The 20,184-nt window shown below is 66.6% G+C and carries 11 protein-coding genes; 8 read left to right on the top strand and 3 right to left on the bottom strand.

Annotated features, from left to right (window positions below; translation table 11 throughout):
• Positions 1 to 14: 14 nt before the first annotated feature.
• Positions 15 to 2,780 carry a glycosyl hydrolase 115 family protein gene (locus tag MA09_RS20160; protein ID WP_036252400.1) on the bottom strand — a complete coding sequence of 922 codons (2,766 nt, stop codon included), beginning with the start codon at positions 2,778 to 2,780 and terminating at the stop codon, positions 15 to 17.
• A 329-nt stretch (positions 2,781 to 3,109) separates the two neighbouring features.
• Between MA09_RS20160 and MA09_RS20155 the strand changes: the two genes are divergently transcribed.
• Together MA09_RS20155 and MA09_RS20150 are read left to right on the top strand one after the other, a co-directional pair.
• Positions 3,110 to 3,817, top strand: coding sequence for a GntR family transcriptional regulator (locus MA09_RS20155; RefSeq protein WP_036252399.1), 708 nt, complete (start codon positions 3,110 to 3,112; stop codon positions 3,815 to 3,817).
• A 67-nt stretch (positions 3,818 to 3,884) separates the two neighbouring features.
• On the top strand, positions 3,885 to 4,307 hold the full coding sequence (locus tag MA09_RS20150; protein ID WP_051933633.1) for a DoxX family protein: 423 nt from the start codon (positions 3,885 to 3,887) through the stop codon (positions 4,305 to 4,307).
• 6 nt (positions 4,308 to 4,313) lie between these two features.
• Here the strand turns inward: MA09_RS20150 and MA09_RS20145 are convergent, their stop codons facing one another.
• Entirely contained in the window at positions 4,314 to 7,046 is a 2,733-nt protein-coding gene (locus tag MA09_RS20145) for a hypothetical protein (RefSeq protein WP_036252397.1), read from the bottom strand.
• Between the two features lie 222 nt (positions 7,047 to 7,268).
• Here MA09_RS20145 and MA09_RS20140 point away from each other — a divergent pair, with 222 nt between their 5' ends.
• The 6 genes from MA09_RS20140 to MA09_RS20115 all read left to right on the top strand — a co-directional run bounded on the left by MA09_RS20140 (position 7,269) and on the right by MA09_RS20115 (position 18,230).
• A complete protein-coding gene (locus tag MA09_RS20140) occupies positions 7,269 to 9,101 on the top strand; it encodes a glycoside hydrolase family 2 protein (RefSeq protein WP_036252395.1) in 1,833 nt (610 codons plus the stop codon).
• A 27-nt stretch (positions 9,102 to 9,128) separates the two neighbouring features.
• Positions 9,129 to 9,332 carry a hypothetical protein gene (locus MA09_RS25125; protein WP_036252393.1) on the top strand — a complete coding sequence of 68 codons (204 nt, stop codon included), beginning with the start codon at positions 9,129 to 9,131 and terminating at the stop codon, positions 9,330 to 9,332.
• Positions 9,333 to 9,416: 84 nt separating this feature from the next.
• Positions 9,417 to 9,701 carry a hypothetical protein gene (locus MA09_RS20130; protein ID WP_152594726.1) on the top strand — a complete coding sequence of 95 codons (285 nt, stop codon included), beginning with the start codon at positions 9,417 to 9,419 and terminating at the stop codon, positions 9,699 to 9,701.
• A gap of 249 nt (positions 9,702 to 9,950) precedes the next feature.
• Positions 9,951 to 13,742 carry a TonB-dependent receptor gene (locus MA09_RS20125; protein ID WP_036252389.1) on the top strand — a complete coding sequence of 1,264 codons (3,792 nt, stop codon included), beginning with the start codon at positions 9,951 to 9,953 and terminating at the stop codon, positions 13,740 to 13,742.
• 233 nt (positions 13,743 to 13,975) lie between these two features.
• Entirely contained in the window at positions 13,976 to 17,146 is a 3,171-nt protein-coding gene (locus MA09_RS20120) for a TonB-dependent receptor (protein WP_036252387.1), read from the top strand.
• Between the two features lie 73 nt (positions 17,147 to 17,219).
• Positions 17,220 to 18,230, top strand: coding sequence for a family 43 glycosylhydrolase (locus MA09_RS20115; RefSeq protein WP_036252386.1), 1,011 nt, complete (start codon positions 17,220 to 17,222; stop codon positions 18,228 to 18,230).
• A 233-nt stretch (positions 18,231 to 18,463) separates the two neighbouring features.
• On the opposite strand, the gene MA09_RS20110 is transcribed toward MA09_RS20115, so the two are convergent.
• Positions 18,464 to 20,128 carry a sodium/solute symporter gene (locus MA09_RS20110; RefSeq protein ID WP_036252384.1) on the bottom strand — a complete coding sequence of 555 codons (1,665 nt, stop codon included), beginning with the start codon at positions 20,126 to 20,128 and terminating at the stop codon, positions 18,464 to 18,466.
• Between the last annotated feature and the right edge of the window lie 56 nt (positions 20,129 to 20,184).

Below are 20,184 nucleotides of genomic sequence, written 5' to 3'. Positions count from 1 at the left end.
GAAGAGGGGGCGGTTCAGTCGGCCGGCGGCATGCCGTAGTAGTGCGGTGCGCCGTCCAGCACGATGTCGATACGGTCGAGCACCACGCCGGGATCGAGCGCAAAGACGCGCAGCGTGTGCACGCCGGGCTTGAGCCGGGCGAGGCTGGTGCTGCGTACCGCCGTGTTGGACAGGACGTTCTGTTTCCACTCGTCGCTGCGGCCGACCGTGGTGTAGTCGAAGGTCTGGAGCGGTCCGTCGTCGAGCTGGACGGCAATGCGCAGCCGGTGCTCGGAAGTGAGGGCGTGGACCGGCACGGCGACGAAGCGCAGCAGGGCGCCGCCGTCGCTGCGGGTCTGGAAACGGTAGGTGAGGGGCTTGGCCTTCGTCAGCGAGGTGCGCTTCGGCAGGTCGAGGCGGGCGCGCATCGCCTGGCCTGACGTGCCCAGGCCTGGCTGCAACGCCCATTCGCTGCTCGCCGCCGCGCTGCCGGCCGGCAGCACCACGATCCGCTCGCGCTCACCCGGCAGCGCCTTGTCGCCTGCATCCTGCGCCTGCGCGTTCAGCTTGACGGTTCGGCCACCGCACTGCAGTGCAAGGGCCGGCTTGGCTGAGCCGTCGTACTCCAGCGCGATACGCTGTTCGTAGCCGTTCGACGCATCGAGCAGGCCGCCCTGCACGTGCGTGCGCAGGCCCTGCGCACCGGGAGCGACCGACCACGTGAGCTGCTCGCCGCCGTAACTGACCAGGGTGACGCTACGGCTGGCCTGTCGGCCGGCCGGCAGCACCAGCATGCTCGCCTCGCTTGAATGCGGCGCCGGATAGACCAGGCCGCAGCCGCGCCGCGCCGACGGCGACCAGGAGGGGTAGGCCGGCTCTGCGAATACCGGCAGGCGACGCGGTGCAATGTCCATCAGGTGCGCCCACTTGCCCTTGCCGAGCGCGTTGTAGGCGGCCGCGTCGCGCACCAGTGCCGTATGCGCCTCCTTCGCCTGGCTGGCGTAGAGGTTGGACGAGGGCCGCTGCTGCAGCGCGTATTCACCCGCCAGGTCCAACTTCAGGATACGCCGGTTGAGGTTGGCGCTGGAGCGCACCGGGTAGAGCACCAGCTGGAAGTAGGCGTCGCGCAGTTCCGCCGGCAGGCGCTGTTCGACCGCTTCGGCCCGTGCCACCAGCGCGCCGTAGCGGGCCAGGCGCTGCTCCGCTTCTTCGCCGCCGGTGCGCACGTACTCGGTGGTGCGCACGGGGCGCGTCGGCTCGGTCTGGCTCCAGCCCATGAATTCGGGACGGCGTTCCCAGGCCAGGCGGTAGTACTCCTGCTGGATGGCGGCGACTTCCGCGGCGTGGTCGGCGCCGAACGCCTGCGCGGCCCAGGTGCTCAGGTGGCGCGCCGGATCCTGGCGCAGCACGCCGGCGTCGAAGGCGGCGTCGAGGAAGTACTGGGTCAGGTATTCGCCCGGCTTGATGTCGCCCACGTTCACCACCCACATTCTTCGTGCGCCCATGCTCCAGGCGCGCTCGAGCTGGTCGCGGATCAGGGCCGGATGGGTCGTGCCCAGCCACAGGTAGTCGTGCGGTCGGCCCCAGTAGGAGATGTGGTAGTAGATGCCGTTGCCGCCGGGGCGGGCGCGTTCCTTCGCCGTGCCCAGCTGGTGCAGGTAGCCGTAGTTATCGTCGGGCCACACCAGGCTGACGTCGCCAGGCACCTGCAGGCCGGCGTTGTAATAGTCCAGCACCTCCTTGTACATCGTGAACACGGTCGGGATGTTCGCCGCCGGCTTGCCCAGGCTGCGGGCAAGCATGTCGCGCTGCAGGCCGATGACCTGCTGCACGGTGTCGCGCGCGTGTTCCGGGCTGGTGGCGCCTTCCATGGCCGAATCGTGCACGCCGCGCAGGCCGAGGGTGTAGACGTTCTCGAAACCCTTTACCTGATCGATGCGCTCCTGCCAGTAGCCCAGCAGGCGCTCGCGGTTCGTGAAGAAGTTGAAGGGACCATGGAGCTTCTTCCACTCGCCGACGTTATTGCGCATCATCGGCTCGGCATGCGAGGTGCCGACCAGGATGGCGTAGTCGTCCGCCACCCGGGCGTTGCCCGGCACCGCGTAGAAGGCGCGGGTGGAGTCGTGCATGGCCGGCCAGATCAGGTTGGCCTTCAGGCGCCACATCAGCTCGAACACGCGGGCGTAGGTGGCAGGGCCGATGTCCTTCACCGGATCGTAGGTCTTCGCAGCCCAGGGCTGCAGGCCCCAGTCCTCGTCGTTGATGAAGATGCCGCGCCAGGCCACCGAGGGCGCGGGCGACAGGCGGCGCGCGCCGTCCAGGACGAGCCCCGTGCGGCGCCGCGGCTTGACGTCGGCCCACCACTCCCAGGGCGAGATGCCCAGCTCGCGCGATGCGTCCACCACGCCGTAGACGGCGCCGCGGCGATCGGCGCCGGCGATCAGGAGCACGCTGCGGCCGTCCACCATGCCCGCGGCCCGGATGTAGCGCTCTTGCTGGCCGCGCAGGGGCGACAGGTCGACGCCCATCGCCTGTGCCGCCTGCGTGACCAGCGGGGAAGCGGCGCTGCCGATCATGATGCAGCGGTCCCGGCAGTCGTCCAGGCTGTCGCTGCGGGTACTCGCGAGCCCGGTCAGCCCCTGCAGGTCGCGGCCGAGCACCCCGCCCGCCAGGCGGTAGGTGGGCTGCGCATCGGTGACGATGACGGGCAGGCGCCCGTCGGCGTCGAGGGTGAAGGGCGCTGCATGGGCGAGGGCCGATGCCAGCAGCAGGCCTAAGGCCGCCAATCGTGATTTCATCATCGTCAGTCGTATGGGTCGCATGGAGCTCAGCGACAGGTAATGTATTAGTATTGTAGCGGGTCGGCGTGGAGGGAACTTGCCCATCTCCGAAACGCTCATCGAACTGAGTAATCTACACCTGAGCTGCACCTGAGCTGCACCCGAGACAGCATGAAGGGGCCTCGTAGGCGGGGCGGCGATCGTGGCCGAGGGCAGGCCTGCTGGGCGGTGCGCTAATGTGCTAGCATCTTGTCAAGTAGACCGGCCTTGACTGGTGCCGCCTGTCGCCCTGCCGCGCCTTGCGCGGAAAGTTCACAACACCCCACGTAGCGAGATTGAAGCTTCACCCTATGGAAACCATCGCATTCCGCAGTCCGTTCACCCTCGACCGGTCGCGCCACGCCGCGGTCCAGGTGTACGAATACCTGCGCGAAGAAATCGTCAATCTCACGCTCAAGCCCGGAACCCTGCTGTCGCGGAACGAGCTGTCCGCACATTTCGAGCTGTCCGTCACTCCCATCCGGGATGCCCTGATGCGCCTCGAGGAAGAGGGACTGGTCGACATCTATCCGCAGCACGCGACGCGGGTGCGCGGCATCAGCATCGCCTCGGCGCGCCAGGCCCATTTCCTGCGGCTGTCGATCGAACTGGAGGTCGTGCGCACCCTGGCGCAGAAGAACGATGCGGCGCTGGCACAGAGCCTGCAGAGCCTGGTGCTCCAGCAGCGGGCGGCGCTCAAGGCGCGCGACCTGGAGTCCTTCAGCCGCGTCGACCACGCCTTCCACAAGCAGCTCTACCTTGCCGCCGAAGTCGAGGAATTGTGGCGGCTGATGCGCCACCGCAGCGGCAACATGGACCGCCTGCGCCGCCTGCACCTGCCGCTCAACGGCAAGGCCGAGTCGGTGCTGAAGGACCATGCCGACATCGCCGACGCGATCGGGCGGGGCGACGCCCTCGCGGCCGAGCAGGCCGTGCGACGCCACCTGTCGGGAACGCTCTCCGAGCTCGACGCGCTGCGCGCGCAATATCCCAACTACTGGATGCCGGGTCCCGATTGACGTCCACCCGGGCACCGGCATGTGTCGCGCGGTGCTATGCTCGCCCGACAAAACCACGGAGGGCGCCATGCAGACCACAGCCGTACACGCCAGCCACGACGACCTGGGCAAGCTCATCCTCCGCATCGTGCTCGCGGTCCTGCTGCTGTTCCACGGGCTGTCGAAGATCGGCGGCGGCATCGGTTTCATCGAAGGCATGCTGCAGAAGGCCGGCTTGCCGGGCGTCTTCGGCTACCTGGTCTACATCGGCGAAGTCCTGGCGCCCCTGCTGATCCTGGTGGGGGTGTTCACCCGGCTTGCTGCCGTGGTGGTCGCCATCAACATGGTGGTGGCGCTGCTGCTGGTGCATACCGCCGAGTTCTTCGCGCTCTCGGATACCGGCGGCTGGGCCCTCGAACTGCAGGGGCTCTATCTCGGCACCGCGATCGCGCTCGTCTTCCTCGGGGCGGGACGCTACAGCATGGGCGGGGCGGCAGGGCGCTTCAACTGAGCCCGGTCAGCGCAGCAGCCCCGCCGCACGCGCTGCCTCGTCCAGCGTATCGCTGCCGAGGGCCATGTGCTGGATCGCCGCCAGGCCCCACTGCGCCGAGCCGTTGGTGCTGATGCCGCTCATCTCGTCGAGCGCACGCAATACGGCGGGGCCGTCGATGCGGCGCACGGTGTGGCGTGGGTCGCCCGGCCTGAGCCAGTCGGACGCGAAGAACTCGCGCCAGGCCCGCAGCGACAGGGCCCGGTCGCGCAGCTGGTAAGCGGCGTAGGCCGTCATGCGCGAATTGGTGTCTTGCATGCCGCGCCCGCCCGGATCGCTGCCCAGCAGGGCCACCACTTCCGCCTTCGGCGCATTGTAGGTGCGGCAGTACTGCAGCCAGGTCCTGCGGTATTCCGGCACGTCGACCAGGGTCAGGAGCTCGGAATTCATCTCGACCACCCCGAACACGCCGTTCAGGTTGGAGAACGATGGCTTGTCGCCGGGACCATGGAAGCGGCCGGTGCGATGGTCGTAGGGCGCGCCGGCGGCGAACCACCCGAGCTTGAGGGAGGCGATGCTCTGCATGCCGTTCACGATCTTGTCGCGCCAGCGGGTGTCGCCGGTGCGCTCCCATTCCGCCAGCCAGGCCGAAATCAGGGAGCCCCAGACGGTGCCGAAGGACGCCCCGATGAAGACGTCCGGCCGCGCGCCTGCCACCTTCAGCTTGCGCGAGATGTCGACCTTGTGCAGGTCCCGGTCCGAGTCGAGCAGTTCGCGCATCAGGTCGCCGACGCGCTCGTCCGCCGTCAGGAAGTAATAAATGCGGCGGTAAGCGGCATTCGAGACGCGCGGCTGCTTAGAGGAATCCGACCAGTGCTGCACGGCGTGGCGCGTGCCGAAGCCCTTGAAGGGGCCCAGGTGATAGACGTCGACCTCGCCGGTATGGCGGGTCATCGCTTCGGCATAGCGGAACAGGTCGGCGCGGCCGGTGCGCAGGTAGCTGTACCAGAGCCAGAGGTCGGTCGACAGTTCCGAGTTGTCCCAGGCATAGCCACCGATATCGTAGCGCCACATGTGGCGGTCGGCGTCGTAGCTGTGCATCACGTCGCCATAGGACCAGAAGCCGTACCAGCGGTGCTGCTCGGTCTCGCGCAGGTACTGGTCCAGCTGCAGGGCGAGGCGCTCTTCGATCAGCTTGCGTGCGGCGGTAGAGGCATCGACCGGGTCCCAGTCGCCGAACACGCCGCACTGGTGGATGCGCTGCGGCGTGAGCACCAACCTGGCCGGCCGGGCGACCTGCTCGGCCATGTCCGACAAGTCCTGGTGCGAGGGCGTCGCGCCCAGCACCCACAGCTGCAGCTCGGAGGTGCGGGCGACACCCAGGGCCGAATCCCAGCCCGCTTCGTAGTCTTCATAGGTGATGTTCAAGCCGGCGATCTGCTTCTCGTGCGTGTCCATGCCGTCTTCGGCGCGGTAGGAACGCACGTCCATGGCCGGCGCCGAGGGCGCCCACATCCAGGCCGTCACCTCCGCCATCGGGCTCGCCGCGTTGCGCACATCCAGCTGCACCGGGGCGCGCTGCCAGAAGTCCTTCAGGCCCAGGGCCACGCCACCGGAAGCGCCGCCGGCGTACAGCAGGCCCTTGCTGCGGGTGCCGGCATTCGAGTCGATCCAGGCGCGGCCCGCGCGCAGGCGCTTCTGCAGGGTGAAGCCGTCCGGTGAGAGCTGCGCCAGGGAGAAGTCGCCCCACTCGGGCACCCATTGCAGGCCGTCCTGGACCGGCTTGGCCATGCCGGCCAGGGGCGGGAGCGCCTGGCCGGCCACCTGGGCTTCCCGGTATGCCTGTCCCGGATCGCGACGCAGGCCCGTGACCGGGCGCACGGCTTCGCCCCACACGCCGACGCCCTCGCCCGAGAAGCGCACGTGGCGGTCGTAGGTCGTGTCCGTCATCGGCACCTGTGCCGTCACGCCCAGGCCGGCGATGAAGTCCTTCTCCGGGTCGCCGTCGTAGATAAAGGAGTGCACGATGCGCACGCTGCCGGAACCCGTATAGAAGTACAGGCGCACCGAGAAGGGCAGCCAGTCGCGGGCGCCGTCGCTGTGCATGCCGTCGAGCTTGACCACGGCGCGCACCGGGCCGGTCTGTTCTACCGTCAGCTTCGTGATCCTGCTGGTGAAGGGCCGGCGCGCGACGCTGCCGGTGGTTTCCAGTTGCGGGCCGTCCTGGCGCAGCGCCACCAGCTTCAGGTTCTGCATCGTCACCCGGCCGGCGCGGGTTGCGCTGCGCACCAGCACCCCGCCGCTGCGCGGGATCACCCACGCCAGCTCGGCGGCGGAGAGCAGCACGCCGTCCGCGTTTTCCTTCACCGAGACCGTGCCGAGCGCCGGTGCGCCGCGCTCCAGTCGATAGTTCCCAGAGGTGGCGCCGCCGGCGATTGCGTGCGCGGTCCACTTCAGCGAGCCGTCCGGCCAGTAGGCGAGGGGCCAGGACTGCATGGCCGGACCGCTCGCGCCCAGGGTGAAGTCGAGCCGCTTGCTGGCGGGCAGGCGCAGCGTGCCGCGCGGCCAGGGCACGCCCAAGGTGCAGCCTTCGAAGCGGGCGGGCGCCTGGCCATCCAGCCAGCGCAGGGCGGTCCCGGGCACGGGCGCAGGCTTCGCCCCCGTGTTCGCGGTGATTGCGCCGGCGAGGCCGGGAAAGGAGGCAAGGAAGGGAAGGGCGGGAGCCGAGCGAAGGAAGGCCCGGCGCGATGGGGTTTGCACAGTCTGTCTCCGTGCCTGCGCTGCCGCCGGGCGGCGCGCTGGTCTGTCGAATGGGTGGGATGGCGTTGCGCTGATATATTAGTGTTAGATCCGATGCGCGTTCACTCAACATGGTGATTGAACCCGGCCTGCTGTTGTGCCGGGCCGGTTCGAATTCTAATATATCAGTGCCTTGTGCCCTTACATAGGGCGGCCCCGTATCCAATGCATTTACCTGAACCCATGAGAAAACTCCTCGCAGCATTCTGGATCTTCATCAGCGCGTTCGCCTGCCTGCCCGCCATGGCCGACGAGCCGAGGCCCGCCTTCCTGCTCACCGGGGCCTTGCATCGCGACGGCCAGGACTTGTCGGGCCAGTGGACCTATTCGAAGGACCTGTACCGCACCGGCCTCACCGACATCAACGGCTGGGTGGCGAAATCGCGCATGCAGCGCTACCGCGACATCGACGTCGCCGCCGTCGAAGCCAAGGGCGGGGCCGATTTCTTCGAATTCGACCTCGACCGCGGCCCGATCATCAACGTGCCGGGCGCCTGGAATGCCGCCACCCCCGAACTGCGCTACTACGATGGCCTGATCTGGTTCCAGCGCAAGTTCAATGCCCAGGCCTTGGCCGGCAAGCGGGCTTTCCTGCGCTTCGAGGCGGTCAACTACCGCGCCTACGTCTACCTGAACGGCAAGGAAGTGGGCCGCCACGAGGGCGGCTTCACGCCCTTCGTGCTGGAGGTGACAGAGGCGCTGCGCGCGGGCGACAACCGCCTGGTCGTCGGCGTCGACTCGACCCACGACGCCCAGTCGATCCCGACCTTCATCACCGACTGGGACCTGTACGGCGGCATTACCCGCCCGGTGCGCCTGATCACCACCCCGGCCACCTTCATCGACGACGCCATGGTCCAGCTGCGCCCGGACGGCCGCATCGCCGCCGAAGTGCGCCTGCAGGGACCGCAGGCCGTCAACCAGGCGGTCACGATCGCCATCGGTGCGCTCGCCACCGCGCGCGCCGTCACCGACGCCAATGGGCGTGCCGTGTTCGAGCTGGCCGCGCCCAAGGGCCTGGAGCGCTGGTCGCCCGAGAAGCCGACCCTGTATGAGGTGCGCTTCAGCGCGCCTGGGGACGCGGTCCGCGACCGTGTAGGCTTCCGCACCATCGCGGTAAAAGGCAACCAGATCCTCCTGAACGGCAAGCCGGTGTGGCTGCGCGGCATCTCGCTGCACGAAGAAGAGTTGGGCCCCAACCCGGCGCGCAACATGACGGAAACGGCCTCGCGCGCGCTGTTGCACGAGATCAAGCACGGCCTGGGAGGCAACTACGTGCGCCTGTCGCACTACCCGCATTCGGAAACGACGGTGCGCCTGGCCGACGAGATGGGCCTGCTGGTGTGGAGCGAGATCCCGGTGTACTGGACGGTGGACTGGGACAACCCGGCCGTGCTGCGCAAGGCCCTGGCGATGCAGGCCGAGACCATCTACCGCGACCGCAACCGCGCCTCGGTGATCATGTGGAGCGTCGGGAATGAGACGCCGGTGGCGGATGCGCGGACGCGCTTCCATGCGGCGATGGCGGACAACGTGCGCCAGCTGGATCCCTCCCGCCTGGTAAGCGCGGCCCTGTTGGTCAAGCACGACGGCGACGCGCTGGCCATCGATGATCCTTTGGCCGACAAGCTCGATGTGCTGGCGGTGAACACCTATGCCGGCTGGTACGGTTCCGACAAGCTCGACGCCGTGGCAAAGCTGCAATGGAAGGTGCCGGCGGACCGTCCGCTGATCCTGTCCGAGTTCGGCGCCGATGCGCTGGCCGGATATCGCGATGACGGCATGAAGAAGTTCACCGAGGAGTACCAGGCCGAATACTACCGCCAGACCCTGGCAATGGCCGAGAAGATCCCGACCCTGCGCGGCATGTCGCCCTGGATCCTGAAGGACTTCCGCTCGCCGCGCCGCGAGCACCCGGTGTTCCAGAATGGCTGGAACCGCAAGGGCATCCTCTCCGAGACGGGTGTGCGCAAGCAGGCCTTCGGCGTGCTGGCCGACTACTACCGCTCGAAATAACAAACCGAACATCCCACTCGAGAGATCATGAATGGCAAGCTTGCCGGCGCGCCGGTCATCACCGCGATGCGGGTCGTGCCGGTCGCCGGCCAGGACATGTTCGGCCTGACCCGGGGCGCGCACTCGAACAAGCACTTCGACATCTCGCTGGCCATGTTCAGCCACGTCGGCGCTGCCGCGCCGGACCTCGGCATCGCGCTCGATGACGATGCCTTGGCCAGGGTTTTGTAGGGTGGGCGGGTCTCCCGCCCACCCTACGATGAGAGCGACGGCGGACTCGCCGGAACCGGGTGCTCCGAACGGAAGGGTGTGAGGTTGAGCGAAGCTGCCGAAGTGGAGCACCTGGCGCCGCTTCCCGGTCGCGGCATCAGCCTGGTAGGGGGCGAACTGGCGCAGGCCGAGGTCGAAGGCGATAGCGTATGGATTGCCACGACAGGGCCGGCAGGGCAAGTGCAGGGCGTGCACCTGGGCCTCCATGAGCACCACGGCAAGCGCAGCGAAGAGACCATTCCGCACGCCGATCCGCAAGTGGCTGTTCCACCAGCAGACTGCGCTCGGCGCGTCCGGGCGATAACCCAGCAGGGCATTGCGATGCCATAAACGGCATCGCTTGCGGATGCACGCCTGCGCACCTCATGCGCCGACTGTGGTGGTTTGGCACTTAACCGCTCAAGCCTGTGAGTGTTTGGCGTAAACGCAAGGAACCTTGTTGTTGTAATGATTCCATTCAATAACAATCGAACACGTCGACAGTTTCCGGACAACACGATTCGGAAGCGAACCAGGGCGCCGGCGGCACGCAGCAGGCGTCCCACCACATAAGAACGACAACATACACAAGGAGACGAGATGTTATCCCGTTCGCAGGAAGGATTCCCCGTAAAACGCATCAGCCAGGCCGTGGCCATGGCGCTGGCCTCGCTCGTGGCGAGCGGCGCGTACGCGCAGCAGGCCGCCAGTACGCAGTCCGGCACGCAGGCCGCGGCCAAGCCATCCACCGCACCCGAAGCCGTCGAAACCGTGCTGGTGGTCGGTGCCCGCGAATCGCAGCGCGGCGCCATCTCGCGCAAGAAGAACGCCGCCACGGCGCAGGATTCGATCATCGCCGAAGACGTCGGCGCTTTCCCCGACCGTAACGTCGCGGACGCGATTTCGCGCATCGCCGGCGTGGCCGTCGACCGCGGCGAATTCGGCGAAGGCATCAGCGTCTCGATCCGCGGCAATGGCCCGGAACTCACCCGCGTGGAACTGGACGGCATGGGCGTGCAGCAGGCCGGCGGCGCCGACATGCTGGGCGGCATCAATGCAGGCGCCGACACCTCGGGCGGGCGTGCGGTCGAGATGCGCCAGCTGTCCTCGGACCTGATCAAGAGCGTGGACGTGGTCAAGGGCTCGACCGCCGACATGACCGAAGGCTCGCTCGGTGGCGGTGTGCGCATCCAGACCCGTAACGGCCTGGACTTCAAGAAGGACTACCTGTCCTTCCGCGTGGCCGGCCAGCAGAACTCGCTCAACAAGAAGAAGAACCCCAACCTGAACCTCATCGGCGCCAAGAAGTTCATGAACGATCGCCTGGGCGTGCTGGTCAATCTTTCGAAGAGCAAGGTCAACCAGGAAGCCCACTCGATCAACCAGGGCGGCAACAGCAGCGTGGTCGGCAAGTACCGGCCAATGGATTTCGACAATTCGCCGGAGAAGACGGTGGCGCTGCGCCCCGATACCCTGAACCTGAACGACGTGGCATCGACCACGCCGTTCTACACGGTCCCGTACAGCAATGCGGCCATGGGCAACTGGGTCAGCATGACGCCGAAGGACGTGCTGGAAGGTTCCGCTGCCGCCAAGACCAAGGCGGAGTGCTACCAGAAGTTCCCGCTGCTGCCGGCCAGCGTGGCCAGTCAGATCGCTACCGGTAACAACGGCCGCACCAACGCCCAGAACATCACCCAGCTGGCGCTGCTGAGCTGCCTCGGGCAGTGGAACGACTGGGTGCCGAGCAATACCCGCTACTTCGTCAACCGCTGGAACGACGACCGCACCAGCGGCGACATCCGCCTCGACTTCAAGGTCAACGATGCGCTCACCGTCTATGCCAAGCATAGCCGCAGCAAGGGCGACGTCATCTCGTACAGCACCAACCTCGGCTACGGCGGCGTCGGCGTCAATCCGGCCACCGCGCGCGGACCGAACGGCTTTTCCGGCGCGCCCTTCGTCGATACCATCTCGACCACCCAGCTGGCCAACGGCGCCTGGGGCACCCGCGCCCTGAACCCGGCATCCGGCTACTACCTCTACCCGAACGAGCTGACCTATCGCAGCACCGGCGCGCTCAACGGTGCGGTGTCGAACGTCAACCCGGGCTCGGTGGTCGTGGACGGCAACCACCACGTCACCAGCTTCCAGTTCTCGGACGGCGTCTATGGCGTCGACAACACCACGATCACGACCGGCACCAGGTCCAGCTATACCCAGGCGGGCGGCACCTTCAAGAAGGGCATCGTGCGCGCCGAGTTCCTGATCGGCGATTCCAAGTCCGATTTCTACCGCTACGAAAAGCGCATGGGCCAGAGCGCCTACCTGGGACCGACCAATGCCACCGTGCTGCCGAACGGCATCTGGAACTACACGCCGACCAACGCGGTGGACCTGAGCAACCCGAACAACTGGCTGACGCTCGCCAACCAGCCCGCGGCGGCCGCGGTCGCACCGAGCTTCACCACCCCGGGCGCGCCAGCATACACCTCGGCCCAGCTGCCGCGCGTGAACGGCGCCACCACCCTGGCCTTCCAGAACCCGCGGATCAACGAGTCCTTCGAAAAGACGGCCAAGCTGGACGTGGACGTCTACACCGACGAGTACATCCCCTTCATCCCCTCGATCAAGGTCGGCTACAACCGCCGCAAGACGGGCTACGACCACTGGGGCACCGGTGGGCCGACGGTCCAGGACGCCGTCGGCACCTTCGGGGCGGCCGACTACATCCCGGGCATCTATGTCTCGACCAACAACCTGCGCACCACCTTCCAGGTGTGCGAGAACACGCCAGGCTCGCTGGCGCCGGGCGGCCGTCCCTGCCAGTACGGCTACAACCCGAGCACCGACCCGCGCAACGCGCGCCAGGGCACGATTGTGATCTCGCCGGAGCAGTACCGCCAGCTCTTCAGCCAGTCCTACACCAAGCAGCCGACCGCGCAGTTCTATGCGGGCGACAAGGACCGGCCAAGCAATCTGGTCAACGGCTGGACCGAGTTCGACATCGACAAGGTCTACGCGCTGCTGGGCGTGCCGAACTACAACCTCGACTGCATCAAGGAGTGCATCGGCAGCGACGGCAAGATGTACGCCCAGCCGGTGAATGCGATCAGGGAGACCGTCGACGCCGGCTACATGATGGCCAACTTCGAGGTCGACCGCCTGCCGTTCACCCAGCGTTCGCTCCCCTTCGGCATCGTCTTCGACGGCAACGTCGGCGTGCGCGCCGTGCGTACCAAGGTGGTGGGCAGCGGCCAGCTGACCTTCCGCTCGATCGTGCCCACGGCCGCCTACAATCCGCTCGACCCGAACAACGTGGCGGGCATCAGTACCCGCGTGTACCGCAAGGACACCGCGATCAATGCCACCACCACCGACTACCTGCCGTCGGCCAACCTGAACACCTGGCTGGTTCCGGACAAGCTGGTCCTGCGCTACAACTGGGGCAAGACCATCGCGCGTCCGGCCGCCGGCCGCCTGATCCCGAACGGCACCTGCGAATACGACGGCCGCAAGCTGGTCGAGCTCGACGACGACGGCAGCGAAGTCTCGATGCGTTGCACCGACGTCATGGGCAATCCGGAGATCAAGCCGCTGACCAACCATAACCAGAACCTGTCGCTGGAATGGTATGCCAACCGCGACATCATGCTGGCCGGCGCCGTCTACAAGCAGGAAGGGGTCACCGGTGCGCCGACCCTGATCGAGACCGTCGACGACATCAAGCCCTTCGCCGGCTCCAACGCCGTCGACCCGCAGACCGGCAAGCCGCTGGCCGACCTGGTGTTCACCCAGCGCCGCTGGACCAACCAGATCCCGTTCACCCGCAAGGGCTTCGAGGTCTCGGCCAAGGTGGCCTTCACCGTCCTGCCGTGGTACCTGCGCTATACCGGCGTGGACGCGAACTACACGCGCAACAAGGCGACCCTGAACGGCGGCGGCCTGCGCGACCTGATCACCGGCGACCTGCTGCCGGTGGCGGGCGAGCCGCGCCACTCCTGGAACGCATCGGTGTGGTACGACGACGGCGCCTTGTCGATGCGCGTCGGCCTGCAAGTGAAGGCGGATACCTTCTCGTGCACGTCGGGCTGCAACACCAACTCGGTGAACAACTACCCCGTGGTCGGCATGACCAACGTGCGCTACCCGACCTACAGCCCGGGCGCGCCGCTGTTCCGCCTCGGCACCCGCTACGTGGACGCCAAGCTCGCCTACCGCTTCAACAAGAACGTCGAGTTCTTCATCGAAGGGCGCAACCTGGGCAAGACCCACACCGGTTCGAACACCGGCGGCTACTCGGTGTTCGCGGACGGAACGCCGAACGTGTACACCGACTCGTTCGCCGGCAGTACCTACATGGCCGGCCTGAACTTCAAGTTCGGCGGCTAAGCATCTCGTAGGTCAGGAGGGCCCGATGGCCGCCGCATTTGCGGCGGCCATCGCCGTTTACGGGCGCTCGAATACCAAACGATCACCTGCATGATCGTTTCTCGATGCGATCGCGGCAGTTTCGCTCAGTTCGATGATTCTTTCGTCGCTCGACGGATCGTCGCCGTCTTACGCACATAGAATTATTCCAAGGCCAAGCCGTACCTCAAACTACAGAGCCCATGGAGACACCGATGAATCGAGCTATGACCAGCACCCACGTGCTGAATCCGATCCGCTGCGCACGCGCAGTGGCCGCAGTGATCACCCTCCTGGCAGCGCAAGCCGCACTGGCGCAAGAAAGCGCGCAAGCGCAGGCTGCGCAGGCCTCGACCTCCCAGGGCCAGTCCGGCGCCGGCACGACCGCCAGCGGCGCAGCTCCCGCACCTCAGGTCGTCCACATCGCCGGCACCCGCCAATCCGTGGCGTCGGCCATCACCCGCAAGAAGAACGCCGGCACGGTGTCGGATTCGATTGTGGCCGAGGACATCGGCCAGTTCCCCGACAAGAACGTGGGCGAAGCCCTGTCTCGCGTGACCGGCGTGCAGCTGTCGCGCGATTTCGGCGAAGGTTCCCAGGTGGCGATCCGCGGTGTCGAACCGGACCTGAACCGCATCGAGATCAACGGCATGTCGGTCCTCGGCACCAGCGGCACCGCCGGGCGCGGCGCCGAACTGCGTGAACTGGCATCCGAGCTGATCGGCTCGATCGACGTCTACAAGGGCCTGACCGCCGACATGACCGAAGGCGGCGTCGGCGGCACCGTGCAGATCACGACCCGCAAACCGCTCGACTTCAAGGAGCCGACCATCGGCACCAGTATCTCTGCCGAGCATTCGACCTCGCGCGGCGGCGTCCAGCCGCGCGGCAACCTGTACATGGCCGACAAGTACCTGGACGGCAAGCTGGGCCTGATGGCCAACTTCGTCTACGACAAGGTGCTGACCCAGAACGACTATGCGCGCAACACCTCGTGGCGCTTCCTCCAGGATTGGGACAATTCACCCGAGAAGACGGTGGTGAGCCGGGATCCGGCAGTGGCCGCGATCGGCACCATCGCCGGCTGCTCCACGCCGGGCCTGAGCTCGGCACAGCAGACCGCCTGCCGCAGCCAGTGGTTCGACTATTCGCCAGGCATCGCGCGCTACGGCCTGTGGACCCGCGACCACAAGCGCTCGTCGGGCGAAGTGACGGCGCAGTATGCCTTCAGCAAAGAATTCAATGCCTACGCCACCTACCAGGCCAATACCCAGCGCCAGCGCCTGAACGACCGCAATTTCGGCACCGACTTCTCGAATGCGGCGCGCCTTGCCAATACCGGCCGCGCGCCGGTGTATGGCGCCAATGGCGTGCCGACCACTGCCGGCGCATGCACCGCGCCGACGGCCGCCACGCCGGGCATGGTGGTCCAGAACCACCACGTGACCGAGTACGTCGTCGGTTCCTGCCTGTTCGGCGCGGGCCAGGGCGGACAGGGCGCCTTCAGCACGTCGGCGCGCGACTTCCAGCTCGACATCGATTCGCGCTACTTCTCATCCGGCTTCAGCTTCAAGCGCGACCGTCTGGAAGTGACCGGCCTGCTCGGCACCTCGAAGTCCATGTACGACAGCAACAGCAACAGTATCGTGCTGACCCAGAACGCGCCTGGCCTGAAGGTGGCGCTGGGACCGGACAGCCTGCCACGCTTCACCTTCCCGGCAGGCTACAGCCCGGACAACCCGAGTTCCTACGTCCAGGCCCAGCTCCAGTATCGTCCGAGCGAGACCGAGAACAAGGAACACCAGGCCAAGCTCGATCTCAAGTACCGCCTCGACACGCCGTTCTTCAACAAGGTCTGGTTCGGCGCCCAGGCCCGCAAGGCCACCTCCGAGCAGTACAACGGCGGAGGCTACCTGGCCAGCAACGGCGCCGACCTGAGCTCGACGGCCGACGACATCAACGTGCGCGGCGCCAACGTCAACCAGACCGCGGTGTACGATCCGCTCTACACCGGCACCGCCCAGCGTCCGAACGATGCGCAGAGCTTCATCAACTCGGGCTTCAGCACCCGCTACCTGAACGCAGCCCAGATGGCGGCCCTGGTCAGCGCCGTGCAGGGTCGCACGCCAGGCACCTTCTTCAACGGCTACGACAAGGTCACGGGCCTGCCGTCGGGCTGGATGTCGCCGGTCTACGCCAACGCGACCGAGTTCTTCGACACATCGAGCTTCAACCACGCCTACCTGCGCTCGGCGCCGGGCAGCGACGGCAAGATGTATCCGCAGATCCCGGCCTTCGCGGTCAGCGAACGCATCGCCGCGACCTACCTGCGCCTGGACTATGCGACCCAGCTGTTCGATCGCGAGGTCGAGGGCAACATCGGCGTGCGCTATGTCCGTACCCGCAACAGCTCGACGGGCCTGGCGCGCTATTCGATCCGCAATGCCACGGCACCGGGGGCGTCGACCTTTACCGACATCGTCGTCAGCAATGCCGTAGCCACCGTGGACAACACCTACAACGACGTACTGCCGAGCTTCAATGGTGCGGTCTGGCTGATCGACAACAAGCTGGTGACCCGCGTCGGCTGGTCCAAGGCGATGGCGCGTCCACGCATGGACCTGCTGGCCCCGAACGCCACCTGCATCCGCGGCAGCGGCAATCCGGCCTTCGGCGGTGACGGGACCGACGACTGCACCGCCGGCAATCCGGACCTGAAGCCTTACCGCTCGACCAATACCGACTTGAGCTTCGAGTACTATCCGAGCCCAGACAGCCAGCTGTCGCTCGCGCTGTTCCACAAGGACATCACGAGCTACGTGATGGAACGCGTGCTGACCCGTGGCGTGGACTTGTTCAAGAACGGCGAGCGCTTCGACGTGACCCAGGCCGTCAACGGCGAGGGCGCCACCACCAAGGGTATCGAGATCGCCGGCCGCACGGCGCTGACCTTCCTGCCGGGCTGGCTGAGCGGCTTCGGCGTCGACGCCAACTACACCCGCATGAACTACAAGTATGCGGCGGGCGCCGAGCGCCTGAACATCCTCGACGGCACCGTGCTGCCATATCCCGGCATGTCGAAGAATGCGTACAACCTGTCGCTGTGGTACGACCAGGGGCCGATCAACGCGCGCCTGGCCTATAGCTTCCGCGACCGCTTCTTCACCGGCGGGAACGACGTCTCGGGCAACCCGGTGTTCGAAGCCAAGACCGGCTACCTGGATGCGAAGATCCAGTATCGCTACAACGACAAGGTCACCTTCGCCCTGGAAGGCAAGAACCTGACCGACGAGGTAAAGCGCCTCGATGCCGGCGACAGCTTCCGCCTGAACGAGCTGGCCTGGGCAGGCCGCCGCTACTACTTCACCGTGTCGATGAAGCTCTGATCGTCTCACCCCTCTCCTGTTCCGATTTGCCAGTCATCTCGCGGTGACTGGCTTTTTTACTTGTCGAGGTCCCATGATCCGCACTACCGTACTCGCTGCCGCCTTGCTGGCCGCGCTGAGCTTCCCCATCCCATCCACGGCCGCCGAAGCCGGCTTCGCCAACCCCCTGGTGCGCCAGCGCGCCGATCCCCACGTCACCCTGCAGCGGGATGGCTGGTACTACTACACGGCCACTGTGCCGGAGTACGATCGCATCGAGGTGCGCCGGGCGCGCAGCCTGAACGAGCTTGGCGCGGCCGACGCCAAGGTGGTGTGGCGCAAGCACGCCAGCGGCGAGATGGGCGCGCACATCTGGGCGCCCGAAATGCACCGCATCGACGGCAAGTGGTACATCTATTTCACGGCCGGACGCGCCGACAAGATCTGGGAGATCCGCCTCTACGTGCTGGAGAACGCGTCGGTCAATCCGCTCGAAGGAGAGTGGACCGAGCGCGGCCAGCTCAAGACCGGCTGGGAGAGCTTCTCGCTCGACGCGACCACCTTCGAGCACCGTGGCCAGCGCTACCTGAGCTGGACCCAGCGCGCGCCCGACGCCAGCAAGGCCACCAATATCTACCTGGCGAAGATGGACGGGCCGCTGGCGATCCGCCAGCCGGCGGTGTTGCTCACGCGTCCGGAATACGCGTGGGAGAAGATCGGCCACGAGGTCAACGAGGCGTCCGCATTCCTGGTCAAGAACGGCAGGGTATGGATGACCTACTCGGCCAGCGCGACCGACGCCAACTATGCGCTCGGTATGCTCAGCGCGCCGGAAGACGCCGACCTGATGGATCCGCGCTCCTGGACCAAGTCACCGGTGCCGGTGCTGCGCAGCAGTGCGAGGACCGGGCAGTACGGCCCGGGCCACAACAGTTTTACCACCACCCCGGACGGCAAGACCGACATCCTGGTCTACCATGCGCGCAACTACCGCGACATCGTCGGCGAGCCGCTGCGCGACCCGAACCGGCATACCCGCGCCCAGGTGATCCGTTGGCGCGCGGATGGGATGCCGGAGTTCGGTGAGCCGGTGGCTGACCGCTAATACGACAGATACCGGTTCGTAGGGTGGGCGGCTCCACCCGCTTCCTCGATGAGCCCGCGCCGCACATGCCGCCCACGCGTTCAACTGGAACGTGAATAGCCGTCGCATCTGTTCCAACAGGATTGACGGCGTGGGCGGCACCGAAGCCGCAGGTTAACCATGCGTCCGCTGGGAGCCGCCCAGCCTACGCTTCTCCATTGAACTGTTGCCGGCAGCACGCCGACAACCCTGTCCTACCACCAGGCCGCGTAGATGAGCACCAGGATGGCGCACACCACCGCCGAGCCGAAGGCGAAGCCCGGCTCCACCTTGAACAGGCTGCGGTCGACCTTGACGATCGTCGATGCCGGCTGGCGGCCCAGCAGGCTGATGATGGCCATGCCGACGACGATCATCAGGAACACGATCAGGGTGCGGTCGAGGAAGGGAATCTCGTACACGCCAACGCTGTTGGGGACCGCGAAGCCGATCGGCGCCAGGAAGGACAGGTCGACGAAGTCCGGCAGGAACTTGAGCACGATCGACAGGCCCACGCTGGCAACCGCCGCGAACATGGCGGCGGCGCCATTGGTGCGGCGCCAGAAGAAGCCCAGCAGGAACATCGCCAGGATGCCCGGCGAGACGAAGCCGGTGTACTCCTGGATGTACTGGAAGCCGCCTTTCTTGTCGATGCCCATCAGGGGCGCGATCGACACCGCGATTGCCATCGAGGCGACTACCGTCAGGCGGCCGATCCAGACCATGTGGCGCTCGCTCGCGTCCGGGCGGAACTTGGGACGGTAGATGTCGAGGGTGAAGATGGTGGCGATGCTGTTCGCCTTGCCGGCCAGCGAGGCCACCACGGCCGCCGTCAGGGCCGCGAACGCGACGCCCTTCAGGCCCTCCGGCAGCAGGGTCAGCAGGGTGGGGTAGGCGCGGTCCGGATTCACTTCGCCGCTAGGGCGCAGCGAATCGCCCAGCACGCCGCCCTGGTCGAGCGCATAGGCGGCGATGCCCGGCAGGACCACGATCAGCGGCATCAGGAGCTTGAGGAAGGCGGCGAACAGCAGGCCCTTGCGCGCGACCGGCAGGCTGGCGCCCAGGGCGCGCTGGGTGATGTACTGGTTGCAGCCGAAGTAGCTCAGGTTGACGATCCACATGCCGCCGATCAGGGTCGACAGGCCCGGCAGGTCCATGTAGTTCGGGTTATCGCGCGAGAGCACCATGTCGAAATGGCCACCGGCGCGCTGGAACAGTTCGCGCACGCCCACCATCGCGCCTTCCGCGCCGCTCAGGCGGGCCACCAGGTCGAGGGCGATCCAGGTCGTCACCAGGCCGCCGATCACCAGGCAGAACACCTGGATCACGTCGGTGTAGCCGATCACCTTCATGCCGCCCAGGGTAATGACGGTGGCGAACACCGCCAGGAACAGCATGCAGGGCAGCACGCCGATGCCGACCATGCTGCTGATCGCCAGCGCGCCCAGGTACAGGATGGCAGTCTGGTTCACGACGATGTACAGGGCCAGCCAGAACCAGGCCATGACGGTCGCCACGCCGGGCCCGTAGCGCTGCTGCAGGAACTGGGGCATGGTGTAGATGCGGTTCTTCAGGTAGACCGGCATGAAGAACACCGCCACGATGATCAGGGTGGCGGCCGCCATCAGCTCGTACACGGCGATGGCCATGCCGATCCGGTAGCCGGCGCCGCTCATGCCGATGAACTGTTCGGCCGAGATGTTCGAGGCGATCAGGGAGGCGCCGATCGCCCACCAGGTGAGCGAGCCTTCGGCCAGGAAGTAATCGTGCGTGTTCTTGTCCGAGCCGTTGCGGCGTCGGTAGATCCAGATGCCGTAGCCGGCCACGATGACGAAGTAGATGAGGAAAACGAAGGTGTCGAGGGAAGAGAACGAATTCATTGGGTAGCGGTGTCTCGTCTTGGTACGGAGCCGGTCCGTACCTTGTTATCGGCCGG

Origin of the sequence: Massilia sp. BSC265, assembly GCF_000740675.1 — a bacterium.
Lineage (GTDB): Bacteria > Pseudomonadota > Gammaproteobacteria > Burkholderiales > Burkholderiaceae_D > Telluria.
Note: the sequence above shows the minus strand (reverse complement) of the source record. Positions and strands in the feature narration are given on the sequence as shown.